Source organism: Jeotgalibacillus sp. R-1-5s-1 (assembly GCF_004405105.1).
Classification (GTDB): Bacteria; Bacillota; Bacilli; order Bacillales; family Jeotgalibacillaceae; genus Jeotgalibacillus.
Window position 1 is genome coordinate 211,578 of record NZ_SORW01000053.1, and the last position, 25,738, is coordinate 237,315.

26 protein-coding genes and 1 other annotated feature are annotated in these 25,738 nt (G+C 45.1%); of the genes, 3 read left to right on the plus strand and 23 right to left on the minus strand.

Annotated features, from left to right (window positions below):
• Window positions 1–7: 7 nt before the first annotated feature.
• The 6 genes from E2491_RS16515 to E2491_RS16540 form a co-directional block, all read right to left on the minus strand.
• Window positions 8–2,200: a RelA/SpoT family protein gene (locus E2491_RS16515; RefSeq protein WP_134376723.1), complete on the minus strand. Its 2,193-nt coding sequence runs from the start codon at window positions 2,198–2,200 to the stop codon at window positions 8–10.
• Between the two features lie 265 nt (window positions 2,201–2,465).
• The gene (locus tag E2491_RS16520) at window positions 2,466–2,978 is read right to left on the minus strand and encodes an adenine phosphoribosyltransferase (RefSeq protein WP_134376724.1); all 513 of its coding nucleotides are present in this window, start codon (window positions 2,976–2,978) and stop codon (window positions 2,466–2,468) included.
• Complete coding sequence (gene recJ / locus E2491_RS16525; RefSeq protein ID WP_134376725.1) at window positions 2,969–5,329, minus strand: single-stranded-DNA-specific exonuclease RecJ; 2,361 nt, start codon at window positions 5,327–5,329, stop codon at window positions 2,969–2,971. Before recJ ends, E2491_RS16520 begins: the two co-directional genes overlap by 10 nt.
• A gap of 158 nt (window positions 5,330–5,487) precedes the next feature.
• Window positions 5,488–5,838: a LapA family protein gene (locus tag E2491_RS16530; protein ID WP_134376726.1), complete on the minus strand. Its 351-nt coding sequence runs from the start codon at window positions 5,836–5,838 to the stop codon at window positions 5,488–5,490.
• Window positions 5,839–6,620: 782 nt separating this feature from the next.
• Window positions 6,621–8,894, minus strand: coding sequence for a protein translocase subunit SecDF (gene secDF, locus E2491_RS16535; protein WP_134376727.1), 2,274 nt, complete (start codon window positions 8,892–8,894; stop codon window positions 6,621–6,623).
• A gap of 159 nt (window positions 8,895–9,053) precedes the next feature.
• The gene (locus tag E2491_RS16540) at window positions 9,054–9,383 is read right to left on the minus strand and encodes a post-transcriptional regulator (RefSeq protein WP_166805919.1); all 330 of its coding nucleotides are present in this window, start codon (window positions 9,381–9,383) and stop codon (window positions 9,054–9,056) included.
• A 100-nt stretch (window positions 9,384–9,483) separates the two neighbouring features.
• On the opposite strand from E2491_RS16540, the gene spoVB reads away from it, so the two are divergent.
• On the plus strand, window positions 9,484–10,989 hold the full coding sequence (gene spoVB / locus E2491_RS16545) for a stage V sporulation protein B (protein ID WP_166805920.1): 1,506 nt from the start codon (window positions 9,484–9,486) through the stop codon (window positions 10,987–10,989).
• Here the strand turns inward: spoVB and E2491_RS16550 are convergent.
• On the minus strand, window positions 10,976–11,611 hold the full coding sequence (locus E2491_RS16550) for a DUF421 domain-containing protein (RefSeq protein WP_134376894.1): 636 nt from the start codon (window positions 11,609–11,611) through the stop codon (window positions 10,976–10,978). The genes spoVB and E2491_RS16550 overlap by 14 nt on opposite strands.
• 70 nt (window positions 11,612–11,681) lie before the next feature.
• On the opposite strand from E2491_RS16550, the gene E2491_RS16555 reads away from it, so the two are divergent.
• Window positions 11,682–12,053, plus strand: a complete 372-nt coding sequence (locus tag E2491_RS16555; protein WP_134376730.1) for a TIGR04086 family membrane protein — start codon at window positions 11,682–11,684, stop codon at window positions 12,051–12,053.
• A gap of 466 nt (window positions 12,054–12,519) precedes the next feature.
• Here E2491_RS16555 and yajC read toward each other — a convergent pair whose 3' ends face one another.
• The 8 genes from yajC to safA all read right to left on the minus strand — a co-directional run bounded on the left by yajC (window position 12,520) and on the right by safA (window position 18,792).
• Window positions 12,520–12,792 (minus strand): preprotein translocase subunit YajC, encoded by a 273-nt coding sequence (gene yajC, locus E2491_RS16560; protein WP_134376731.1) that lies wholly within the window; start codon window positions 12,790–12,792, stop codon window positions 12,520–12,522.
• A 34-nt stretch (window positions 12,793–12,826) separates the two neighbouring features.
• Window positions 12,827–13,966 (minus strand): tRNA guanosine(34) transglycosylase Tgt, encoded by a 1,140-nt coding sequence (tgt, locus tag E2491_RS16565; RefSeq protein WP_134376732.1) that lies wholly within the window; start codon window positions 13,964–13,966, stop codon window positions 12,827–12,829.
• 16 nt (window positions 13,967–13,982) lie between these two features.
• The gene (gene queA, locus E2491_RS16570) at window positions 13,983–15,008 is read right to left on the minus strand and encodes a tRNA preQ1(34) S-adenosylmethionine ribosyltransferase-isomerase QueA (protein WP_134376733.1); all 1,026 of its coding nucleotides are present in this window, start codon (window positions 15,006–15,008) and stop codon (window positions 13,983–13,985) included.
• Window positions 15,009–15,026: 18 nt separating this feature from the next.
• Window positions 15,027–15,215, minus strand: coding sequence for a DUF2905 domain-containing protein (locus E2491_RS16575; protein WP_134376896.1), 189 nt, complete (start codon window positions 15,213–15,215; stop codon window positions 15,027–15,029).
• An 11-nt stretch (window positions 15,216–15,226) separates the two neighbouring features.
• The gene (gene ruvB / locus E2491_RS16580; protein ID WP_134376734.1) at window positions 15,227–16,225 is read right to left on the minus strand and encodes a Holliday junction branch migration DNA helicase RuvB; all 999 of its coding nucleotides are present in this window, start codon (window positions 16,223–16,225) and stop codon (window positions 15,227–15,229) included.
• Between the two features lie 13 nt (window positions 16,226–16,238).
• On the minus strand, window positions 16,239–16,850 hold the full coding sequence (ruvA, locus tag E2491_RS16585) for a Holliday junction branch migration protein RuvA (protein WP_134376735.1): 612 nt from the start codon (window positions 16,848–16,850) through the stop codon (window positions 16,239–16,241).
• Window positions 16,851–17,454: 604 nt separating this feature from the next.
• Window positions 17,455–17,742, minus strand: coding sequence for a BofC N-terminal domain-containing protein (locus E2491_RS16590; RefSeq protein ID WP_166805921.1), 288 nt, complete (start codon window positions 17,740–17,742; stop codon window positions 17,455–17,457).
• Window positions 17,743–18,009: 267 nt separating this feature from the next.
• Window positions 18,010–18,792, minus strand: coding sequence for a SafA/ExsA family spore coat assembly protein (gene safA / locus E2491_RS17805; RefSeq protein WP_134376737.1), 783 nt, complete (start codon window positions 18,790–18,792; stop codon window positions 18,010–18,012).
• Window positions 18,793–18,886: 94 nt separating this feature from the next.
• Between safA and E2491_RS16600 the strand changes: the two genes are divergently transcribed.
• Window positions 18,887–19,423 (plus strand): transcription repressor NadR, encoded by a 537-nt coding sequence (locus tag E2491_RS16600; protein WP_134376738.1) that lies wholly within the window; start codon window positions 18,887–18,889, stop codon window positions 19,421–19,423.
• 435 nt (window positions 19,424–19,858) lie between these two features.
• Here the strand turns inward: E2491_RS16600 and pheA are convergent, their stop codons facing one another.
• The 8 genes from pheA to E2491_RS16640 form a co-directional block, all read right to left on the minus strand.
• A complete protein-coding gene (pheA, locus tag E2491_RS16605; RefSeq protein ID WP_134376739.1) occupies window positions 19,859–20,713 on the minus strand; it encodes a prephenate dehydratase in 855 nt (284 codons plus the stop codon).
• Between the two features lie 24 nt (window positions 20,714–20,737).
• A complete protein-coding gene (locus tag E2491_RS16610; RefSeq protein ID WP_134376740.1) occupies window positions 20,738–21,193 on the minus strand; it encodes an ACT domain-containing protein in 456 nt (151 codons plus the stop codon).
• 16 nt (window positions 21,194–21,209) lie between these two features.
• On the minus strand, window positions 21,210–22,499 hold the full coding sequence (obgE, locus tag E2491_RS16615) for a GTPase ObgE (RefSeq protein WP_134376741.1): 1,290 nt from the start codon (window positions 22,497–22,499) through the stop codon (window positions 21,210–21,212).
• Between the two features lie 12 nt (window positions 22,500–22,511).
• Window positions 22,512–23,072, minus strand: coding sequence for a Spo0B domain-containing protein (locus E2491_RS16620; protein ID WP_134376742.1), 561 nt, complete (start codon window positions 23,070–23,072; stop codon window positions 22,512–22,514).
• A 114-nt stretch (window positions 23,073–23,186) separates the two neighbouring features.
• The gene (gene rpmA / locus E2491_RS16625) at window positions 23,187–23,477 is read right to left on the minus strand and encodes a 50S ribosomal protein L27 (RefSeq protein WP_134376743.1); all 291 of its coding nucleotides are present in this window, start codon (window positions 23,475–23,477) and stop codon (window positions 23,187–23,189) included.
• A 15-nt stretch (window positions 23,478–23,492) separates the two neighbouring features.
• Complete coding sequence (locus tag E2491_RS16630; RefSeq protein ID WP_134376744.1) at window positions 23,493–23,825, minus strand: ribosomal-processing cysteine protease Prp; 333 nt, start codon at window positions 23,823–23,825, stop codon at window positions 23,493–23,495.
• An 8-nt stretch (window positions 23,826–23,833) separates the two neighbouring features.
• A complete protein-coding gene (gene rplU / locus E2491_RS16635) occupies window positions 23,834–24,142 on the minus strand; it encodes a 50S ribosomal protein L21 (RefSeq protein WP_134376745.1) in 309 nt (102 codons plus the stop codon).
• Window positions 24,143–24,157: 15 nt separating this feature from the next.
• Window positions 24,158–24,233: a sequence feature (ribosomal protein L21 leader region), on the minus strand.
• A 128-nt stretch (window positions 24,234–24,361) separates the two neighbouring features.
• Window positions 24,362–25,738: a ribonuclease E/G gene (locus E2491_RS16640; protein WP_166805922.1), complete on the minus strand. Its 1,377-nt coding sequence runs from the start codon at window positions 25,736–25,738 to the stop codon at window positions 24,362–24,364.

Sequence of the window (25,738 nt, forward strand, 5' to 3'; positions counted from 1 at the left end):
TCCAGTATCAGTTTACAATTCGCTGAACAGCGTAGATGTCCGGTATTTGCTTGATCCGGTCCACTACCCGTTGCAGGTGGGTAATGTTTTGAATCATGATGGACATGTTAATCGTCGCGATTTTATTACGGTCGCTTCGGCCGCTGACAGCAGAGATATTGGTTTTTGTTTCATTCACCGCCTGCAGGACCTCGTTTAATAAACCTCTGCGGTCGTAACCGGAGATTTCAATATCAACGTTGTATTCCTTGCGGTTATCGGTAGTACCTTCCCACTCGACGGGAATTAAGCGCGCTTCTGAATCCCCCTGAATATTCGGACAGTCATGACGGTGAACAGAGACGCCGCGGCCTCTTGTGATAAAACCGATGATCTCATCTCCAGGCACGGGGCTGCAGCATTTTGACAGACGCACGAGAAGATTATCGATTCCTTTTACCGTTACGCCTGCATCCTTCTTTTTCTTCGGAGAAGGCGGTTTAATATCTGCCATTGCTTTTTCAAGCGTGTCTTCTTCATCACGGAGCCTGCGGAGACGATCCGTTAAACGGTTGGCAATCTGTGCCCCCGTGATCCCGCCGTATCCTACAGCCGCATAAAGATCTTCTTCACTGGCAAAATTAAATTTCTCGTAAACGCGCTTCATATTTTCATCTGTTAAAACAATTTTAGGGTCAAAATCAAGCGCACGGATTTCACGGTCAACGACATCGCGGCCTTTTTCCACATTTTCCTCACGCCGCTGTTTCTTAAAGAACGCTTTGATCTTGTGCTTAGCCTGGGAAGTCTGTGCCAGCTTGAGCCAGTCCTGACTTGGGCCGTAAGAATGCTTGGAAGTCATGATTTCTATAATGTCGCCAGTCTTCAACGTTGAATCGAGCGGTACCATTTTACCGTTCACCTTGGCACCAATTGTTTTATTTCCGATTTCAGAGTGAACCCTGTAAGCAAAATCAATTGGAACCGATCCTGCAGGAAGCTCCATAACATCTCCTTTTGGGGTGAACACATACACCATATCAGAGAACAGATCGAACTTAAGCGCATCCATAAACTCCTCAGCATCAGACGAATCCTGCTGAAATTCAAGAATTTCACGGAACCAGGTTAATTTCTTTTCAATTGACTGTTTATTGTCTTCATTGACAACAGTTCCTTCTTTATAAGCCCAGTGAGCCGCTACCCCGTATTCTGCAATGCGGTGCATATCGGACGTACGGATCTGAACTTCAAGCGGATCCCCTTTTGGACCAATGACGGTCGTATGGAGAGACTGGTACATATTCGGTTTCGGCATGGCGATATAATCTTTAAATCGACCAGGCATCGGCTTCCAGCACGTATGGATAATTCCGAGCACAGCATAACAGTCCTTAATACTGTCAACCAGAACACGCACAGCAAGAAGGTCATAGATTTCATTAAACTGTTTATTTTGCATCGCCATTTTTTTATAGATCGAATAAATGTGCTTCGGACGGCCATAAATTTCCGCATCAATGCCTACTTCATTTACCTGCTGGTTAATTTCATCAATGACGTTATTGACGTACTCTTCCCGTTCGTTACGTTTCTTTTTCATCAGGTTAACGATTCGGTAGTATTGCTGAGGATTTAAATATCTGAGCGCTGTATCCTCAAGTTCCCATTTAATAGCGGATATACCGAGGCGGTGAGCAAGAGGAGCGAAAATTTCGAGCGTTTCGTTCGAAATCCGAATCTGCTTTTCCACCGGCATATGCTTCAGTGTTCTCATATTATGAAGACGGTCAGCAAGCTTGATCAGAATAACCCGAATATCCTGTGCCATGGCAATGAACATTTTCCGGTGATTCTCCGCCTGCTGCGCCTCTTTTGATTTATATTTGATTTTTCCAAGCTTGGTCACGCCGTCAACGAGCATTGCCACTTCTTCGTTGAACCGTTCGCGTAAATCATCATACGTATATATTGTATCCTCAATCACATCGTGCAGAAATCCTGCTGCAACGGTTGAGGGATCCATTTGAAGGTTTGCCAGGATGCCTGCCACCTGAACAGGGTGTATGATGTAAGGCTCACCCGATTTTCTGAACTGTTCTTTATGGGCCTCTTTAGCCAGCTCATAGGCTTTTTTTACAAGGTCAACCTGCTGATCATTCATATAGGTTGCCGTAATCTCGAACACTTCTTCCGCGGTAAGCACCCGATCATTTGCCATACGTTTTATCACCTTTATCATTCTTAATAGTTTTGAGTATTGTTTCTATTATTAATAAAAAATCAATTTATGTAAAGCAATTCCGGCTGTTTTCGTAAAATAAGCACAAAGCCGCCGGTAAAATTAACGAAATTTTACTTCTAATTCTATGTTCAGCTAAAGATTGAAAAAAAAATGTATCCTGGCTTAATCGTCTTCTTTCATATTATGTGATTCGGGATATGAAAAAGAGTCCCTTTTGATCAGGACTCTTTGCTGCTTAACCTCAGTATTCCATTAATCTCAGCATATCATAACCGTTCAGCTTTTCACGGCCGTTAAGATAAGTAAGCTCGATCAGGAAAGCACAGCCTGCGACTACTCCGCCAAGCTCTTCAACCAGCTTGATCGTTGCTTCGATCGTACCGCCAGTTGCAAGCAGGTCATCTGTAATCAGCACGCGCTGTCCAGGCTTGATTGCATCACGGTGAATCGTCAGGACGTCTTTTCCGTATTCTAATCCATAATCTACTTTTACTGTCTCACGTGGGAGCTTTCCTTCCTTACGTACAGGTGCGAAACCGACACCAAGTGCATAAGCAACCGGACAGCCGATAATAAAGCCGCGCGCTTCCGGTCCTACGATTAAATCAATCTGCTTATCTTTTGCATATTCAACGATCTGATCCGTTGCGTAACGGTAAGCATCGCCGTTGTCCATTAAAGTCGTAATGTCCTTGAAGCGAATACCTTCTTTCGGCCAGTCTTCAACGATCGTCACGTATTGTTTTAAATCCATACCTTTTCCTCCTCAAGTTGCCCCGTCCAGCCGGAGCGCTCTTCAAACCATCGCTTCAAATCATGAAACGAAGAATATAAAAGCTCCTGCTCCATCTTTACAGACTGTGTCTTGCGCTGATAAGCAGGGGATTCAGTTAAATCCCGCTTTTGTATATGCTCATTTATCGAAACGAATCCATCGTTTATTGTAACAAAATCAAGTTCAAAAAACACCTTTGTCATAAAATTAATTGTGTCAATTGACCAACCGCGGTGGGAAGCAAGTGCCTGTCCCTGGTTTTTCAGGTTGAACGTGCCTCTCTTCTTCAGAAATGCAAAAAACCACGCAAACTGATCTCTTCCGGGAACCGCACTGAAAAATTGAGGATCTTCATGATAAAAATGAGCATACAATCTGGAAGGACGCTCATTATTAATCAGGTTGACCAGTACACGCTCCTCTTCTGGCAGATCAAGCAGAACAAGCGGTCTCTGCATCAAATCCGTTTGCTTTGCCTGCTCATGGTCTTCAATCAGGTGCAGTTCGTGACCGGAAAATAAATCACAAAACCTGTCATACGTTCCTTTTTTAAAGGAAACAGCCACTGCATTTTCAGGAACGAGCGACACCCACCTTGCCGGCTGTGTAATCCCTCTGACATCAAACAATTGCCACTCCTTCACACGGAGATCCTTAATAAAAAGCTGCGGCTTCCGCGTATTGTTCCATTCATTCACTGAAAGTTCACCAATTACGTCGATTGAAGCCAATGGCGAAATATGGTCTGCCGCTTCCCCAAGTTGAAAAGCAATCGCATCAAGAGAATAATCATCCTGTTTTAAGGTGACTTTTAAATGATTTTGATTGGCACCTATTTTTCTGATGGAAGAAATGGCTGCCTGTTCAACCAGTACTTTCGGTTTCGCATTTTTCATCCCGAATGGAGACAGCATATTGAGCTGTTCAATCGCTTTCAAATCCGTATCTTCAATTTTAATCGGTACATCAATATGTGTGACAGGAATAAAATCCTCATCACGCATTGATTCCGCCTGGCGATTCAGGTTCTCCCTGAGCAGATCAACATGCTCAGCCGACAAAGTCATTCCTGCTGCCATCGGGTGTCCGCCAAAATGCGGAAGGATTTCACGGTTTTTAGAAAGCTCCTGAAACATATTAAATCCTTCAATGCTTCGGGCAGATCCTTTTGCCTTGCCGCTATCCTCATCAATGCAGAGGATGATGACCGGCCTGTAATACTTTTCTACAAGTTTTGAGGCCACGATCCCGACTACACCCGGATTCCATCCTGCTTTAGCCAGGACAAGTACCCGGTTTCCTTCAGAGCGGTAATGTTCTTCCACGATCTCTGTCGCTTCTTTCGTAATCTCAGCAACAATAGACTGACGCTCTTTATTCAGCCTGTCGATTTCAGCTGCGATCCCTTCTGCTTCACCTGTGTCCTCAGTCATTAGAAGATCAACCGCCGGATCTGCATCAGACAGCCTTCCTACTGCATTCAGACGCGGTCCGATTGCAAAACCGACCGTTTCTTCATCCGCTTCAGATACATTTGAACCTGCTTTTTTCAGAATGGCATGAATGCCGGGACGTCTTGTTGCTCTTAACTGTTTTAACCCTTTTTTAACAAGAATCCGGTTTTCTCCATGGAGAGGAACGAGATCAGCAATCGTACCAATCGCCACAAGATCAAGCAATTCATCCGGAACCCTTCCGAGCAGCGCATGAGCCAGCTTAAAAGCAACACCGACCCCTGCCAATTCTTTAAATGGGTAATTACTTTCAGGATGATTCGGATGAATGATTGCTAAAGCTTCCGGCAGCTCCGGACCCGGTTCATGGTGATCCGTGATAATCAGATCTGTATTCAGTTCTTTCAATACCTGCGCTTCATGAACACCGGAAATACCATTATCGACTGTAATGATTAATGAAAACCCCTGTGCAACAGCATCGCGGAAAGCACCTTCATTCGGACCATAGCCTTCAGTAAATCGGTTCGGTATGTAAAATTCAGCTTCAGCACCTAATTCCCTTAATGCCGTCAGTAATACTGATGTGCTCGTTACACCGTCCGCATCATAATCCCCATACACAAGAATCATTTCCTGTTCACTAATTGCCCGTTTGATGCGATCCACTGCCTTATCCATATCTTTCATCAGAAACGGATCGTGCACTTCTTTTTTATCTGCATATAAGAAATCAGATGCAGCATCAGGCTCTGCTATGCCTCTTTGTATAAGTAAATTTGCAATAAAAAGTGGAATGTTAAGTGCTTCAGCAAGCCTCTTGGATTGTTCGCCGCTGGTTTCCTTAACATTCCATCTAGTTTTAGATGTTAGCATTTTATTCACCTCGTCAGATTCTTTTATTATACAGGAGGCGAATACGTGTTTCAATCGGTCGTCCTTATCATCCTCTTAATACAATCAGGATTAAATAGCAAAAACAACCCTCTCAATGACATGACATTGAGAGGGTTGTTGATCAATAAACATTTTCTTTATTCTGCTGCAGAGTCACCCGCACTGTCAGGAGCCGTTTTCCTGTAATCCGTCCGCGTAGGCAACGGTTCCGGATTTTTTGATTCAAGCTCTGTCACACGGTCATTCAGACGCTGGTTTTCAACCTCCAGCTGCTTCACTTTCCGCTGCGCAATAAACAGACGGAACAAGCCAACAGAACCAATTATGATTCCACCCATTAAAACAGACCCGAGAATAACAAGAATCAGCGGAAGATCCGTCTCAGCAAAACCAAAGTTAACCGTCACAGGATCAACATTGATAACAGCAAAAATAGCAACAATTAGTGCAAAAACAATCCCTAAAATTAAAGTCCATTGAAATTTCATCTTCTCACCCCATTTTTATTTACATGATTTAATTCTGCGAATTTTGTCAAAAACCCTTTATCAGTATAAAGAATTATTTCTTTTTACCCTAATATGAGTGTTCTTAACCCTATTTCGAAAAGCGAAGGTTCGCGTTTAGCGGAGTATGCGGTGGACTGAAGCGATTAAGATAAAGGAAACACGGAGAGCGTTAGCGATCCGATGTTGACTTATCGAAATGAGCTGAGGGAAGCGCACTAGGCGCTGCGAACCGGAGCTGGACACCAGGAAAAGCGGAGGCGGGCGTTTAGGGACGTACAAACTGGACCGGCCTCGACGAAGATAAAGGAAACACAGCGAACGCAGTGAGCTGATGTTGACTTATCGAACGAGAGGACGGGAAGTTTGCTAGTCCCTGCGCGCCGGAGCTAGACATCAGGAAAAGCGGAGGCGGGCGTTTAGGGACGTACAAACTGGACCGGCCTCGACGAAGATAAAGGAAACACAGCGAACGCAATGAGCTGATGTTGACTTATCGAACGAGAGGACGGGAAGTTTGCTAGTCCCTGCGCGCCGGAGCTAGACATCAGGAAAAGCGGAGGCGGCTTGTCCAGCCCCGACAAGCATAAGGCAAAGATGAAAAGAGGGCTGACCTTCGCCCTCGTTCAGTTTTGACTTATGACCTCGAGGGGCTAGCCGTCGGAGCTAGACAGCGGAAAGCGAAAGGTACGCCAGACCCGTTTTAGTAAAAAACCGGAACAACTCCCTCAAGAGTCATCCCGGTTTCAAATCATCTATTCATCTTACACAACAGGCTCATCTGAAGCCCAATCCTGCTTCTCTTTATACGTAATCAATACACCCTTCTTCTTCAACTGACGCTTCTTCAGCACATACCAAAGCTGCGCAGCAATAAACACAGAAGAATACGTTCCTGCAATCAATCCGATCAACAGGGCGATCGAGAAGTTAAGAATCGAAGTCGCACCAAAAATAATCAGCGCAACAACAACAAGCACAACCGTCATAACAGTATTCACCGAACGCCCAAGTGTTTGTCTCAATGAATTATTCACAATTGACGCAAGCTCTTCTTTCGTTTCAATACGCTTCATTTTTCTCATGTTCTCACGAATACGGTCAAATGTAACGATCGTATCATTGATCGAATAACCGATGATGGTCAGAACGGCCGCGATAAAGGTAATATCCACTTCAAGGCGTGTCAGACTGAACACTGCAATGATGAAAAATGCATCGTGAACAAGAGCGACAATAGACGCCGCTGCCATTCGCCATTCGAATCGGACAGTTACGTAAAGAATGATTCCCAATGAGGCAATCCCTACTGCATATAATGCATTTTCAGTTAATTCCTTACCAATAACCGGATTAACCGTGGAAATGTTCGGATCACTTCCATATTCTTCGTTAAAGAAGGTTCTCAATTCGGCAATTTGATCAGGGCTCAGATCATCCGTAAATCGGGCAACCCCGATTTCCTGATTTTCACCAGAAATCACAATACTTGATGCTTCCAGACCGAATTGCTGAAGATCCTCTTCCAGCTGTCCTTCTTCAAAAGAAGATTCAGCCATCACTTCAACCCGGGTTCCAGCAAGGAAATCAATACCCAGATTTAAACGGAAAACAGACAAGACAGCAAGCCCCGCTAAAAGAAGAAGAGCAGATAAAATAAAGAATTTCTTCCGGTTTTTCACGAAATCAAAACGGTCAAATTTCGTAGGAAGATCAAGTGAATCAGGCTCTTCCTCTTCTTTGTATTCAAGAATCTCTGACTGCTTAACTCCAAACCAGCTCTTCCGCTGTTCAAGGAATTTACTCTTCACCCAGAGGCTCATAAACAGTCGGGTACCGAAAACTGCAGTGATAAAACTTGTCAGAATACTGATCAGAAGCATCGTCGCAAATCCTTTTACGGAGCTTGTTCCGAATGCAAACAGCACAATCCCTGCAAGAAGCGTTGTAATATTCGCATCGAAGATCGTCCAAAGTGAAGATCCGCTACCTTTTTTCCAGGCATCTTTAACTGAACGGCCGACGCGGAGTTCTTCTTTCACCCGCTCGTAAGTGATGATATTAGCATCAATCGCCATACCAACCCCGAGAATCAGGGCTGCAATACCCGGTAATGTGAGGACACCATTCAGCCAGTCAAAAATCAGCAGAATTAAGTAAATGTATACAGATAGGGTCAGGATTCCAATGAATCCAGGGAAACGATAAACAACAAGCATAAACAGGAAGATCAGTGAAATACCAATAATCCCTGCTAAAATCGTCTGATCCATCGCCATCAGACCAAATGAAGCACCAACAGAAGTAGAGTACACTTCAACGAGTTCAACCGGCAGAGAACCTGCATTAAGCAAGTCTGCCAGGTTTTGCGCTTCCTCAAGCGTAAAACTTCCTGAGATGGTTACCGTATCAGTATTCAGCACTTCATTTACATTTGGTGCTGAAATAAATTTCGGCTCTTCTTTCCCAACTTCTTCACGGAAAGAGTCACCTTCTTCATAATCAAGCCAGATGACAAGCTGATTTTCAGGTGCCATACCTAAAATACGGGTCGTAATCTCACCAAACTGCGCAGCATCTTTCAGCTGAACCTGCACGATCGGCGCATTTGTATTCGGATCAAAGGTCTGTGTAGCACCACCCTCAACAAGATCCGCACCGGTCATCTGAACTTCATCATTAACATCACGGAATGTCAGATTCGCTTCAGTCGAGAGAATCTCTCTTGCCTGATTCTGATCTTCTATTCCTGCAAGCTGAACGCGGATCCGGTTTCCATCTTCAACCTGAATCACCGGTTCACTTACACCAAGCACGTTGACACGGCGATCAAGAGCTTGAGCCGTATCGGCTACAACTGAATCCGTTATTTCCTGCCCATCTTCAGCGGGCTCCACTTCATAAAGAACTTCAAATCCACCCTGGAGGTCAAGTCCAAGCTTAATGTTGTTAAGTATCGTCTGAGAGGTCAATCCCATTGTGCCGCCTATTAGAATGACTAATAGAAAAAAAGCGACAATCCTGCTGCGCTTTATCATTATGTAAAAATCCTCCTCAATTACATGCACACGGTGTGCAAGAAAACTTCAGCCAGAACATTGCTCCGGCTTGTAACAAACTTGTAAAACGTCTGAAATTTCAGCAACAGACTTATTATGTAACAGTTGAGAACACGTGTCAATGACCTATAAAATTTGTCAGGACTTGTTCAAGTTTCCGTTTTGTTCTCCATAGAGCAGCAGTTCTACCTCGTCATCATTGAGACCATTTCCTACTGAAAATGAGCGGTATTCCTGATTCGCCATAAAATTCATAAAATCACCGGCTTTAATTGTTAAAATATCATTGATTGCGCGGTGAATGCGGATCTCTCCCTGTTCTCTTTTCCACTTCTTTGTCTGTATGTATTTCCAAAGAAGCTCAGGGGTAGCCGAGTCATATCCGTAAAGCTGTAATTCCTGCGCTTTACTGACAAGTGCCGGACCAGCCACTTTAAATGCTTCTTCAAATGACATTTCCTTATTCACACATTCTCCTCCTGTCCATCTTGTTGTACTAACCAATCTCTCTTTGTGCATATGATTCATTGTAGCTGAAATAACGACGTTTGAGAAGATGGAGGACGCTGTGTCGACATTTATTAAAGGAACACTTTTACTGATGGTGGCCGCGCTGGCTACAAAAATACTGGGGTTTGTTCACCGGATTATGCTTGCAGGGCTGACCGGGGAAGAGGGCGTGGGATTGTATATGATGACCTTTCCTGCCCTGATGCTTGCCATTACAGTCACCCAGCTCGGTCTTCCGATCGCCATTTCAAAATATGTATCCGAAGCGGAAGCCAAAAAAAAACCTCACGAAGTCAGAAATATTCTGACTGCATCGTTGTGGATTACAGGATCACTGGCCTGTTTATTAACACCTGTCCTGTTTTTCTCCGCACCCTTCATTGCTAATGTGCTTTTGGACAACAACCGTACACTTATCCCCTTTATTGCCGTACTTCCGGTTGTACCGATCGCAGCCTTTTCAGCTGTCCTGCGGGGGTACTTCATGGGGAAACAAAAAATGGGTGTCACGGCAACAGGGTCCGTCATTGAACAGCTGGTAAGGATATTCCTGTTAACATGGATTGTTTCAGCACTGATGGAACGCGGGATTGAATATGCAGCGGCAGGGGCTATGATTGCCTCCGTTGCAGGTGAACTCGTTTCACTACTCTTTCTTCTAACTGTTTTTTACATAACAAAAAGACCGGTCAGAATGAAAAAGCCGGTCATGTTTACAGCTACATCAAAAAAACTTCTCAGCATCGCGCTTCCTTCTGCAGGCAGCAGGATGGTCGGTTCTGCAGCGTGGTTTCTTGAACCGATTATTGTAATGAAATGTCTGATGATGACGGGTTTAACTGCATCATATGTAACAGGACAATACGGATTGCTGACAGGATTTATTCTTCCTGTCCTTTTACTGCCATCTTTTATTACGGTCTCACTCAGTACCGCTCTCGTCCCATCGATCAGTGAGGCTCTGGCAAAAAAGCAGCTGCAGACCGTTGAACACAGGGTTCATCAGGCACTCAGAATTTCACTTGTAACCGGTGCACTGTTTTCCCTGCTGCTGTTTATGGAAGGAGAGTATTTCCTTCAGCTGCTCTATCACACATCAAACGGGCAGGATATATTAAAACTTTTATCTGCGCTTTTCATTTTTTATTATTATCAGGGCCCCCTTCATGCTGTCATGCAGGCATTCGAAGCAGCGGGAACAGCCATGATCAACAGCATTATTGGCGCAATTGTCAAATTGGCCGTCATGGCCATCTTACTGCTGCAAATGGAAAACATTATTGGTGCGGCGATCGGGATAGCAGCCGGTGTGATCACCGTCACCTTTTTACACTTTCACTCCATACGCACGATGATCAAACTGACGATTCCTTATGGACAGTATGTGGCGACTGGGTTTTTACTCGTGCTGTGCTACCTGATCCATCAGTTAATCGTTCCATATGCATCTTCTCCGGAACGCATTTTCATTTTAACGGTATGTTTCATCGTGTTCGCATCCGGTCTTCAGCTTATAAAAAAAGAGGACTGGTTTATTTTCGGCAAGTCTTTCAGGAAGAGCTGATATACCATCTTCCATCCTCAAAAGAGCAAAAGAAAATATCTTTACAGGATGTGTAACCCATTTGCTCGAGTTCATTTTTCAACCAAGTTTCATCCTTTCCGATCAGATCCAGATGTCTTTGCTGAACCCTTCCATCCATTACTAACGGAAGCGAAAGGCTGCCTTCTTCACGTCCCTTTCTTAAAACCGTCAAACTGCCTGAAGGCTCTAAAATGGCATAGGAAACTTCATGAAGGTTAAACACTTCTTTTTCACGGAGCTGCTGCATCAAATCATCAATGTTGTATCTGTTTTTTCTCATTTCACTTTTATCCAGTTCGCCATCTTTGATTAGAATTGAAGGTCTTCCATCAAAAAGCTCACGTATCCTCTTTGATTTAAGAGAAACCCAGGAGAGAATAATCTGCAATATCATTAACAGAACCATGGGGAAGGCTGCCTGAAACATACTCATATAAGGATCTTCAATCGCAAACACAGCCACCTCAGCAATCATCATAAAAACAACGAGATCAAGCAGGCTCAGTTCCCCAACCTCCCTTTTGCCCATGAGCCTGAAAATAATAAAAATCAATATATATAATAATACGGCCCGTAGTGCAACAAGACTGTAAAACTCAATCATCACGGTCACCATCCTTCAACGATAGCGTTCCCGAAATTTAAGAAACTACTCAGAAAGAAGGGATCACATGTCTTCCTGGATCAATGTCTTTAAAGGTACAAGCGGTGCAATCATTACCATCTTAATCCTTGCACTCCTGTCATCCTGTCTCTTTGCCACCCTTCTCCACTTCACATCCATGACCGAAACAACCGCATCAAAATGGCTCAACGGATCCGTCTTTGTTTTTGCCGTCATCGGCAGCATGGCAGGCGGCGCTTTCTCCAAAAGTCACGGCTGGATCGTTGGCGTCATCACAGGACTTTTACTCATCACCTTATCCATATGGACAGCCTGGCCCATCCAGTTTGAATGGTCTCACCTCTTCCACTACACCGGCCTCCTCCTCCTCTCCTGCACCGGAGGAGTCGCCGGCGTCAACCTGTTTAACAAATCCTGAATATCAGTCACTTCAGACTCAATACAGCTTGCAGTTATTCTATACCATACACTGAAAAGTCGCACAGCCCCCGGTTTATTAATAAACATTATATCTTAAGGCAGGGGGACTTTTGATATTCAGAGGGGCTGGGGCACCCGAAGACTCCTGTGGCGGAAAGGGACAGGTGAAACCATTGTGCGGAGCACAAGGGGTTCACCGCTCGGCCTTGGAAAAGCGGAGGCGGGCGTTCAGGGACGTACAAACTGGACTGGCCCCGACGGAGATAAAGGAAACACAGCGAACAGAGTGAGTTGATGTTGACTTATCGGACGAGGGGACGGGAAGTTTGCTAGTCCCTGCCCGCCGGAGCTAGACAAAGGAAAGCGTAGGGTGCCCCAGCCCCGGGTTTATGTATTAAAAATATATAAAAAGAAAAAAAGCCGCCCTCAGGCAGCTTTTTTTCTTTAAGCAGTCGATCCCCTATTTACATAGCAGAATTTTTCTCTACAACCTCACGAATCGCATTGCGATCATAAGTTAAACGGCTTCCGTCTCCACACTTAATGACAACCTGACCTTCGTCAAGCGCATCAATGATACCGTGAAGACCGCCAATCGTGACAATCTTATCACCTTTGCTTAAGCTGTTTTGCATTTCCATTACTTTCTTCTGGCGCTTTTGCTGTGGACGGATTAAGAAAAGGTACATCAAACCGAACATCAGAATAAGCGGTGCCAACGTCAATAACATATCCATACTGATTTAACTCCTCCCTTCGTGCAGTTATCTATTAGAAGTTTTTTGCATTCGGCTGGTTAAAACCGTACTGTTCAAAAAACTCTTCGCGGAAATCGCCAAGTCTATCTTCTCTGATCGCCTGGCGGACTTGCCCCATTAAGTTTATCAGAAAATGCAGGTTATGATAAGTAGTTAACCTGATTCCGAACGTTTCTTCACATTTAATTAAGTGACGGATATATGCACGTGAATAATTTTTACAAACATGGCAATCACAGTTAGGATCCAGCGGTCCAAAGTCACGGGCATACTTCGCATTTTTTACAACAAGTCTTCCTTCACTTGTCATCAGGGTACCATTTCGAGCGATACGTGTCGGCAGCACACAGTCGAACATATCAATTCCGCGGATTGCCCCATCAATCAGTGAATCCGGAGAACCGACTCCCATCAGATAACGCGGCTTATCTTCAGGCATCCACGGTGTTGTGAATTCAAGCACGCGATTCATCACGTCCTTCGGTTCACCTACTGATAATCCCCCAACCGCATAGCCAGGGAAATCCATAGACACAAGATCGCGGGCACTTTGACGACGCAGGTGCTCATATTCGCCACCCTGAATAATGCCGAACAGCCCCTGATCATGAGGTCTTGCATGCGCTTCAAGGCAGCGCTCTGCCCATCTGGTTGTCCGCTCAACAGAATCCTTCATATACTTTTCTTCAGCCGGATAAGGCGGGCACTCATCAAAAGCCATCATGATATCGGAACCGAGCGCATTTTGAATTTCCATTGCTTTTTCAGGACTTAAAAACAGCTTGTCTCCATTAATATGATTTCTGAAATGCACGCCTTCTTCTTTGATATCACGGAATTTACTTAATGAAAACACCTGAAAACCGCCTGAATCCGTTAAAATCGGACGATCCCAGTTCATAAATTTATGAAGGCCGCCTGCTTCTCTGATAATGTCATGGCCCGGACGCAGCCAGAGGTGATACGTATTACTTAAAATAATGCCCGCATTCAATTCCTTCAAATCTTCAGGTGACATCGTTTTAACCGTTGCCATTGTTCCAACCGGCATAAAGGTCGGTGTTTCAAATGATCCGTGCGGTGTATGCACGATTCCGAGCCTTGCACCAGTTTGTTTACATGTTTTTATATGTTCATATCGTATTGCACTCAATGGAGAATGCTCCTCTCTACTTAATCAGCATCGCATCGCCAAAACTGAAAAAGCGATACTTTTCTTTTACTGCTTCATGATAGGCGTTCAGCGTATGTTCTCTTCCAGCCATTGCGCTCACGAGCATAATCAGTGTGGATTTGGGTAAATGAAAATTCGTTAATAAGACATCAGACGCTTTGAACTTATACCCCGGATAAATAAAAATATCGGTCCAGCCCGATTGAGCATTAAACCTTCCCTCTTCATCCGCAATCGTTTCAAGCGTGCGTGTTGAGGTCGTGCCAACGGTAATAATCCGCCCGCCGTTTTCACGCGTTACATTCAGAATGTCCGCATTTTCTTCAGACAACAGATAATACTCACTGTGCATGTCATGCTCTTCAATGCTGTCCACTGATACAGGGCGGAATGTGCCAAGACCGACGTGCAGTGTAATAAAAGCAAGCTTTACGCCTTTTTTCTGAATTTCCTCAAGCAGCTCTTCCGTGAAATGAAGACCTGCAGTCGGGGCAGCGGCAGAACCTCTCTCTTTGGCAAAAACGGTCTGATAACGGTCTCTGTCATCCAGCTTTTCCTTAATGTAAGGAGGCAGTGGCATATCACCTAACTCGTCCAGCAGTTCATAAAAAATACCGTCATAGGAAAATTCCAGTATTCTTCCTCCCTGCTCACCTGTCTCCAGACACTCAGCTGTCAGCAAACCGTTGCCAAATGAGATTTTCGTTCCCGGCTTGATTCTTTTAGCAGGTTTCACAAGCGTTTCCCACTTGTCCCCTTCAATCTGTTTCAGAAGCAGCACTTCAATAGCCGCGCCCGTTTCTTCCTTTTCACCGATCAGGCGGGCAGGCAGCACTTTCGTATCATTCAGGACAAGGCAGTCACCCTCGTTTAAATACTGCAGTATTTCACGAAATGAGTGATGCTCCACCTTACCTGTTTTCTTATCTAGAACCATTAACCTGCTCGAAGTCCGATCCTCAAGCGGAACCTGTGCAATCAGTTCTTCAGGCAGTTCAAAATCAAAATCATTGATATTCATTTTCCTTACAGCTCCTTATTATCGAAACCTTCCGATCAGAAAAAAGATCCCCGTCAAAATAAGACTGAGCAGAATCGATGTCACGATCGGAAAATAAACCGTGAAATTTTCCCGTTTAATCACAATATCTCCAGGCAGACGGCCCGCTTTTATAAATTGCAGTAAAAACCCTGCAATGAGTAAAGCCGCACCGGCAACCATCATCATTTTTGGAAGACTCACTCGGGTACCTCCATATTAAAATGCTGATAAACAAGTGGCGTTACAATACGGCCCCTCGGTGTGCGCTGCAGAAAACCGATTTGCAGCAGATAAGGTTCATACACATCTTCAATCGTCGTAGATTCCTCGCCAATACTCGCAGCAATCGTATCAAGTCCTACCGGGCCACCCCGGAACCGCTCAATAATGCCTGTCAATAGCTTATGATCGATATGATCAAGCCCCATTCGGTCCACCTGCAATAGTTCGAGAGATGATTGTGCAATCGGAAGCGTAATATCCCCGTTTCCCCGTACCTGTGCATAATCACGTACACGTCGCAACAGACGGTTCGCGATACGCGGTGTTCCTCTTGAACGACGGGCAATTTCAGCAGCGCCCTGTTCATCAATCTCCGTATTAAAAATATCAGCTGTACGGCATACTATATCAATTAACTGCTCTTCATTATAATATTCCAGGCGGCTGAGGACACCGAAACGATCTCTGAGCGGCGCAGAAATCGCACCTGCTCTTGTCGTAGCACCAACCAGCGTAAATGGTGGTAAATCCAGTCTCACTGACCGTGCACTCGGACCGGTACCGATCACGATATCCAGACAGAAATCCTCCATTGCAGGATACAATACTTCTTCAATCGCACGCGGCAGTCTGTGAATCTCATCTATGAATAGAACATCCCCCGGTTCAAGCGCTGATAAAATGGCGGCAAGATCACCTGGACGTTCAATCGCCGGTCCTGCAGTCGTCCTGAGGTTCACATTCATTTCATTGGCAATAACCGCGGCAAGCGTTGTTTTCCCAAGCCCCGGCGGTCCGTAAAGAAGGACATGGTCAAGAGTCTCCTGCCTGTTTTTAGCTGCTTCGATATAGATTTCAAGGTTCTTTTTCACCTGGTCCTGACCAATATACGTACTCAGCAGCTGTGGCCTGATTGATTGCTCAAGCGTCTGGTCTTCCAGGTTTGCTTCACCGGTCATGATGCGCTCTTCCATGCTGTCCCCTCCTTTACTTCAGTTTTAACATGAGCTGCAGCCCTTTTTTAATATATTGATCGGTTGTCATCACTTCTTTTAGCAGGACAGGTTTTATTTTCTTTGTTTCCCTCTCGGAATACCCGAGTGCTTCAAGCGCGAGCATCGCTTCTTCCAGTGCAGTCTCAGCTTCATTCTTCTCCTCAGCCGGTTCTGTAAACAGGTTAGGGAAGTAATCAGGGACGACATCCTGAAGTTTTCCTTTCAGATCTAAAATCATCTGACGGGCCGTTTTCTTGCCGACCCCCGGGAATTTTACAAGCAGTGTTTCATTCTCATTTTCAATCGCTTCAATAACCTGTTCAGGTGCACCGGAAGCCAAAACGGCAAGTGCCCCCTTAGGTCCAATCCCCGAAACACTTAGGAGCTTTGTAAAAAGCAGCTTCTCTTCCATTGTCGGGAAACCGAATAACGTCAGCTGGTCCTCGCGAACATGCTGGTATGTAAAAATTTGAACAGTCTGCCCTTTTTTCGACGCCATAATAAATGGATTTGGCATATATATTTTATAACCAAGTCCATGATGATCCGACACAACATATTCGGTTGCAATATATGCAATTTCGCCTTTTATATATTCATACATCAAGGTATCTTCCTTTCAGTCCATTCTCCATTGTACCATATTTTTAACGCTTTAAAATCTGACTATTTAAGATAAATAGAAACATCCGTTCTATTTTAACAGATTTCAGAACAGAGCGCACGAACCGTTGAAATCGTTAAAGAAAAGCGCAGGCGGGCGTTTAGGGACGTACAAACTGGACCGGACTCGACGAAGATAAAGGAAACACGGTGAACGAAGTGAACCGATGTTGACTTATCGAACGAGAGGACGGGAAGTTTGCTAGTCCCTGCCCGCCGAAGCTAGACATCGAGAAAAGCGGAGGTGAGCGTTTAGCGGCGTATGCGGTGGACTGAAGCGATTAAGATAAAGGAAACACGGAGAGCGTTAGCGATCCGATGTTGACTTATCGAAATGAGCTGAGGGAAGCGCATTAGCCGCTGCGAACCGGAGCTGGACATCTAGAAAAGCGCAGGCGACTCGCCCAGCCCCGACAAGCATAAGACAAAAATGAAAAGAGGGTTGCTCTTTACCCTCGTTCATTTTTGGCTTATGACCTCGAGGGGCTAGTCGCCGGAGCTAGACAAAAAAAAGCGGCCCGGGGGACCACTTTTCGTTTTCACCTTTATTCTTTTGTGATGAGCGGTGTATAGCCGTTCATTGCGCTGAGTGGGGAAAGCTCTTCCCTGCTTTTTCTGAGAACGACTTTCTCTTCTGACATGTCTACCAGCTGCCACCCTTCGTAAAGGGACCAGAAATCTTCCATGGCTTCAAAGTTTTCCTGACGTGTTTCTGTTCCTTTTTCTCCGTCGAGGAAGATTGTTTCGAAATCAATGGTGATGGTATGGGCTGATGTGTGTTGCGGAATGCTGAGTATAGTGAGTAGGGCTGCTGATAGGATGAAATACTTCAATGTGTTCACCTGCTTTTTTGTTACTTAGTTTGCGGTTGATGTTGTTTTTTATTCATGAAACTGGGGTTGGACGAGTCGCTTCCGCTTTTCGAAAGCCGGGACGGGGACATCCTTCGCTTTCCGCGGCCGCGCGGTGAGCCAGCTAGTGCTTCGCACTACGCTGTCTCACCTGTCGCTTCTCTGCCGCAGGAGTCTTCGGATGTCCCCGTCCCTCTGAATAATATAGAACAGACATGACTGCTTAATAAATTAATATCAATTTACTGCTTAGTATCCCCGAAACGGCATTGGGTATGGCATGCCTTGATGGGGTTTGTTGCAGCCGCATTGACAGTAGTGATGTGGTGGCATCATATGGCCTTGAGGCGGCATCATCATCGGCGAATTTTGGTATGGCATCATTTGCAATTGAGCGGCTTCCTGCATTGGCATTTGTCCGTTATAAGGTGGTTGCTGCTGGACGCCTGCAACTTCCTGCATTTGAGGCATCTCCATTTGGTTCGGCCCCATCATTGGAGAAAATGGGACGCCGTATGGCATTGGACAATCGAGGCCTGAGCCTGGCATGACCGGTGAAATTGGCCAGCAGTGATCCGACGGACACCCATACGGCATTTCCTGCACTCCCATCACCATTGGTTCTTCTGCCACTTCTTCTTTTGCTTTTTCACTCACCATTTCCGGAGCCTGCACCGGAGCCGGGAATGGCGGAGGCGTCGGCATCATGAAGGACGGCATTTGACCTGCCAGCTGCTGCATATGAATGTTGTAAGTCTGATGAAGATCAATTTCGGGATGTGTATAAACCGGATATTGCATCTGCTCTTTCATCTCAGGGTAGGCTGGTTTCACCTCTGCATAAGGGTGGGTCATTTCCATCTTCAGTTCTTTTTTTGCTGCGGCTGACGGGACTTTAATTTTCATTCCCGGCATAATCATATCCGGATTTGCAAGTTGTGTATTGGCTGCCTTCAGCTGATCGAAAGGAACATTGTATTGTTTTGCGATATTCCATAAGGTGTCACCCTTTTGGACAATATGAATTTTCATTTTGCCACCTCCATGAATCGTTCCATATATCCTATGAAAAGATTTCATTTATGATACAATATCGTCAGAGACTTACAAGAAAGAGGTTAGAGGAATGCCAAGTGACCGCAAGACAGCAGGTGAACAGAGACGCCAGCAAATTTTATTGACACTGCGTGATTCGATCAGTCCCATCACGGGTAGTACGCTTGCTGAGAGAATGAATGTCAGCCGACAGGTGATTGTCAGTGACATCAACCTGTTAAAAGCAAAAGAAGAACCTATTCTGGCGACGAGTCAGGGTTATTTATATATGCCGTCCACCCCATCTGTGCGGGTGACAAAAAAAATTGTATGCAAGCATACCCCGGCTCAGGCAGAAACTGAGCTTTTAATAATTGTGAATAATGGTGCGACTGTTAAGAATGTATCCATTGAACATCCCTTATACGGAGATTTGACTGCTTCACTTATGCTGCACTCACCAAATGAGGTGAAGCGCTTCATGGAGCAGGTGAAGGAAACCGAAGCTGGACTTTTATCTGAGCTGACCGAGGGTATACACCTTCACGAGATCGAAGCAGATCATGCTTCTATTATTGAAAAGGTGGAAAAGGAGCTGCTTGAAGCAGGGATTCTGATTGAAGAATAAAAAATGGTCTGGACAAACGTTGTCATGTTTGTCCAGACCATTTTTATAATTAGAGAGCCGCCCCTGCCATACCCTCTAGCAGAATAACCTTGTCAATAACGATTGCTGATGTCGATCACACGACCATTTCTGTCGTTAGGTAAGCAGTTTATGTCGATAGACTATTTCAGAAAGCTTGTTTCGTCGATAGCATGACTAATGATGTTGATAGACATCTATTTTCTGTCGATAGCCCTTCCGGATTTGTTGTTAGAAACATCGAAACTGTTCTTAGCTATAAAAGCTTCCTCCTGACTTTCCTCAACCCGGGCCTTTATTGCATAAAACTTACTCTTACTGAGTGAAGCCCACTTAAGAAAAATCAAGAAACAAAATAAAGCGGAACAAACGATATTCAGTTTGTTCCGCTTTTGTTTTTATAAACCGCTACATTCATCACGATTGTATCGGATATTTTTTATAGCTGCCGAGAATTTTCACTTTGCAGCCAAGTGCTTCAAGTTCTTCGATGGCTCCCTGAACAAGTATGCTGTCAGCAGCCTGTTCCACATCTACGATAAAGAAGTAGTTGCCAAGTCCGGTTTTCAGCGGTCTTGATTCAATTTTACTCAGACTAAGCTGGCGCCATGCAAATGCTGACAATACCTGATGCAGGGCTCCGGGACGGTCGTCGGATGGCAGTGTAATCATGAGTGTTGCCTTGGCAGCACTTCCATCGAGCGTTAAAGTCTCAGTTACAGGATCTCTAGAGAGCACAACAAACCGTGTATGGTTAAAGTGAAAGTCATGAATGTTTTCTTCTACGATTTTTAATCCGTATGTATGGGCAGCAAGACTGTTGCCGATTGCTGCGATATTTTCCTCAGGATGTTCACCGACATATTTAGCTGCTGCAGCCGTTGATGTAACAGGCTCGAGCTCTCTACCGCGAAAACGGTAGTAGAGATATTTATGACATTGGGCAAGCGCATGTGAGTGAGACAGAATTTTTTCAACATCCTGCCATCTCGACAGGTTGTCGGGATGAACCATTAAATGCTGTTCAATTGGAGAGACCAGCTCTGCTGTTATATGAAGATCGGCATCATGAAATAAATAATCCACCGTAATCGGTACAGATCCTTCCAGTGCATTTTCAAGCGGCACTGCAGCGCGATCAACCTTCCCTTCAGATAACGCCTCCAGGCAGTCCGGAATCGTAGCAAAAGGAATTAAATCTTCATTTGTGAAAGCACTCTTTACTGCATGGTGGGTAAAAGATGCTTCAGGACCTAAGTAAGCTATTTTCACGATTACACCTTCTCTATTTCAAAATCAGGCACCCGAACCGAGAACCTCCACTTTTTCAACAAACTCAAGTTTCTTCAGTCGTGTCAGCATTTCGTCCAAACTGACATTCATATCTGTGACGTTCAATGACAGGGTCACATTCGCCCTTCCCTGCAACGGAATGGTCTGGTGAATCGTCAGGATGTTGCACTGACAGGAAGCGACAAGACCTAGGAGCTGTGATAAGGTGCCTGAACGATCCTCTAAATGAAAGAAAAGAGTAATGATTCTTTCCTTAACGATGGTATGAAAAGGAAATACAGTATCCCGGTATTTGTAGAACGCACTTCTGCTTAAATCCACCTCGCGAACTGCTTCCCATACCGAGCCTGCTTTTCCTCTCTCAAGAAGCTGTTTGGCTTCAAGCGTTTTTTGCATCGCTTCCGGAAGGACATCCTCCCGGACCAGATAAAATTTTTCATCAATCGTTTTCTTTGGCACCTTCTTCACTCCCGCCTTATTCTACAAAGTCAAATTCGAATTCAATAATCTTCACGGTATCGCCGTTCTCAGCACCGCGTTCGCGCAGGGCATCATCCACACCCATTGCACGCAGCTGACGCGCAAAACGGCGGATGGACTCTTCACGGCTGAAATCAGTCATCTTAAACAGACGTTCAATCGAATCACCGGTAATCACGAAGCTTCCGTCCGGATCACGGGTGATGACAAAATCATCCTGTTTCCCTTCGTGCTTATAAAGAACGCGGTTGATCGTTTCATCCTTTTCCGCTTCCTGAAGAGGGAATTCCGGCGTGCTTTCAATCAGATCAGCAACCGTATAAAGAAGCTCTTTCAAGCCTTGACGTGAAATGGCTGAAATCGGGAAGATCTGAACTTCTTCACCGACCTTTTCACGGAAAGCTTGCAGGTTTTCTTCTGCATCCGGCATATCCATTTTGTTCGCCACAACGACCTGTGGACGTTCCGTTAAACGGAGATTATATTCTTTCAGCTCGTTATTAATCGTCAGATAATCTTCATACGGGTCGCGCCCTTCAAGAGCTGACATGTCTACCACGTGAACAATAACCCGAGTCCGTTCGATATGTCGCAGGAACTGATGTCCCAGTCCGACACCTGAGTGTGCCCCTTCGATCAGTCCCGGAAGATCTGCCATTACGAACGTACGGTTATCTTCTGTTTCAACCATTCCAAGGTTAGGTGCAATCGTTGTAAAGTGATACTCTGCAATTTTCGGCTTTGCAGCTGATACAACTGACAGCAACGTGGATTTCCCTACACTTGGGAAACCGACAAGACCAACATCAGCGAGCAGCTTCAGCTCCATAACGACATTGCGTTCCTGCCCTGGCTCTCCTTTTTCAGAAAGCTCAGGTGCCGGGTTAGAAGGAGATGCAAAACGGGAATTACCGCGGCCGCCTCGTCCACCCTTTGCAATAATCGCTGTCTGTCCGTGCTCTGTCAGATCGGCAATTACTTCACCTGTTGATTCATCTTTCACGACTGTGCCAGGCGGTACTTTCACGACCATATCGTCGGCTCCGCGGCCATGCTGATTTTTGGACATTCCGTTTTCACCTTTAGGCGCCTTGAAATGACGCTGGTATCTGAAGTCCATGAGGGTTCTTAAGCCTTCTTCCACGATGAATACGACGTTAGCTCCTCTTCCGCCATCACCGCCGGCAGGTCCTCCCATCGGCACGTATTTCTCACGGCGGAAAGCGACCATTCCATCGCCACCGTCTCCGCCTTTTACATATATCTTGACCTGATCTACAAACATGTATGAATCCTCCTATTTCTTGCTTTCAATTTCTGTGTTCTCATCACTAAACTTTACCTGTACTGTAAAGGATGTGCGTGAATCGCTAATCCATTCAACCTCTGCCCGGTCCGGTTTCGGCACAAGGGATGATGGCGGCTGCTGCAGTTCTCCCCCGTCAAATTCGACTGTGATTGAGAAACAGCCATCCTCTTCTTTTTGAAAAATAAAGTAAAGTTCATGATCAACTGAGTCAGGTGCTGCCTGTTCAAGCGAGGCTGCACATGATTCAGCCCAGGAAAGCAGAACCGAATCAAAATGTTCCGGAATATTCATCTGATCCATAAATTCATACCCTATTTTAAGAGGACCTGTCCTATACCAGTTATACGTTAAAAGCCATTCAGCAAATCCCGGGACACCAAATGATGTCAGGTGTGCTTCCTGTCTGGCTTCAATGATGATATCATCAATAATTTTTCTAGCGCGGTCTACATTTGACAGCTCCAGGTTTCCCTTTATGATCTGCAGTTTATTAAGCCAGTCATGGCGGCTATGCTGCAGAAGCTCAAGCTTTTGCTTTGAACGTTTCATCGGTCCCCTCCTTTGCCTGTCATGTTAACTTGTAGTCTAGTATATCAAAAGAATGACGGTACTTCTAAACAAAAAAAGAAACTCTGACCGAAAATGGCCAGAGTTTCTGGATGCTTACGCTTCCTGTGCAGCTGGATATACGCTGACTTTTTTCTTGTCGCGGCCCATACGCTCAAAGCGAACAACGCCGTCTGTCTTAGCGAAAAGAGTGTCGTCTCCTCCGCGGCCAACGTTGACTCCAGGATAAATCTTAGTTCCGCGCTGACGGAAAAGGATAGAACCACCTGTTACGAACTGACCGTCCGCACGCTTAGCGCCTAGACGCTTAGAGATTGAATCACGACCGTTCTTTGTAGAACCTACTCCCTTTTTCGATGCGAAAAATTGAAGATCTAATCTTAGCATGTACTCCACCTCCCACTATTTGAAGGTTATTTTAATGTATTGCCCGTATTCCTGTTGAATCGTCTCAAGTGAGACAATCATGCTTTCCATAATCAGCTGAACTTTACCGGCTTCAGCCTGATCCATATGCTGCGGAAATTCTACCCGGAGATAGCCGCCGTCTTCTCCCTGTTCAATGGCTGGTTCCACTGACGTAAGGCTGAACACAGCATTTACCGCACCAAATGAAACTGCTGAGGCACCGGCACATACCAGATCCTTGCCATGTTCGGCAAAGTCGGCATGTCCATCCATTTGAAAAGCGCTAATCATACCGTCAGAATTTCGTTCAACGATCACTCGTATCATAGAAATCCTTAAGCGTTGATCTTGCCGATTACAACTTTAGTGTAAGGCTGGCGGTGACCAAGCTTGCGGTGTTGATTTTTCTTCGGCTTGTATTTGAATACAGTGATCTTTTTAGCGCGACCCTGTTTTTCAACTTTAGCTGTAACTGTAGCGCCTGATACTAATGGGCTTCCTACCTTTACGCTGTCTCCACCTACGAAAAGAACTTTGTCAAACGTGATTTCTTCGCCTGCTTCAGCGTTAAGCTTCTCGATGTAGATCTCTTGACCTTCAACGACTCTGATCTGCTTACCGCCAGTTTCGATAATTGCGTACATTCCAATGCACCTCCTCAATTCACTCAGACTCGCCATTTGCCAGGTGGCTTTAAAAGCGCTTAAGACCTGTAATGAGCGGTTGTAGCACGGGTGCTACAAACAGTAACATATGAATACTATCACAATTGGAATCATGGTGTCAATGTGCTTTTCCGGATATTTCACTTTTCATGACTGGCAAAAACGTTTTCTTTATGACACAGAATGGTCACCGGCTTTTTACTGCATAATTTCATAATAAGGATGACTATGTGAGATCTCTTTAAAAGTAACGTCAATATTTAATTGGTCCCGAATCCAGTTGATAAAGGAAGGATCCTTTTGCATGCATTCATGTAAGTCAGCAGTCAGGTAAATGACCGCCTTGTCCAGCGTGCGGCGTTTTTCAAGCAGCTCCTGCTCCATTTCAAGCAGGACAGCTTCCGCAGAACGGACTTTCCCGCTCCCTCCGCAAGCTTTACAAGGAACGAGATAAACGGATTCGTAGGATGGCCGGGTTTTTTTTCGGGTCAGCTGATACAGGTTCAGCTCAGTATATCCGGCGAAATGAACATGTTTATCGTCTTTTTCAGATTCCTTCTTCAGCAGCTGTTCAATCTCCTGCTTATCACGTTCACTTTTAAGGTTGATAAAATCGATGATCATGATTCCGTGGAGATCACGCAGTCTGATTTGTCTCATGACCTCAGCTGCCGCCTTCCGGTTGATGGACATAATTGCTCGCTGCTGCTCCTTTTGTCCGGCGTTTTTACCGGAGTTCACATCAATGACCGTTAGCGCTTCAAGTGAATCAATGACAATCGAACTGCCTCCATCCAGCCAGACGTGCTGTCTGGTCATGAGCTCATGCACATCATCTTTCATAAAAGCTGAAAAGAGATCCACATCATCCAGATAAAGTTCGATTTCTTTGTCAGTGAGGTTTTTCAGCCTGACTGCAACTTCACTGTCATCTGAAACGATTTCATCAGGATTTTCTTTTTTTATGAGTTCTTTTAATTCTTTTAAATACAGTGTCTCTTCTTTAATGAGAAATTCACCTTTTCCAGAAGAAAAAGATTGTTCCCACCCTGTCACAGTTGAGCGTAACGATGTTAACTCATCCATCAGCTCCTGAACCGGTGCGACCTGAGCCTCAGTCCGCACAAGAAGCCCTTCAGTACTGGTTAAAGACGTTTTCGCCCAGTCTGTCAGGTTTTGCCGCACAGTCCGGTCGGTGATCTTTTTAGACAGATGCACCGTTTCACCGTATGGAAAATACACGAGCCATTTTCCCTGACATTCTAGGTTAGCCGTCAGTACTGGACCCTTTGTCCCTTCCTCATCTTTTTTTACCTGAACGAGCAAACGCTGACCCTGATGAACTTTCCCGCCCGGCACATCTTTCAGGGACAGATAGCCGTTTACTCCATGGTCAAATGAGACGAAGGCGGCATTCAGCGATGCTTTTACGCTTGTCACATAGCCACTGTAGACGTTTCCAATCTTCGTTTGACGGAAGGCAGGATACAGTGCTATTTTTTCGGGTTTATGATCATACAGCAGCGCCCACTTTTTTTCAGTTGTCCGCGTGCTGATTAACAGTCGTTTTAACAT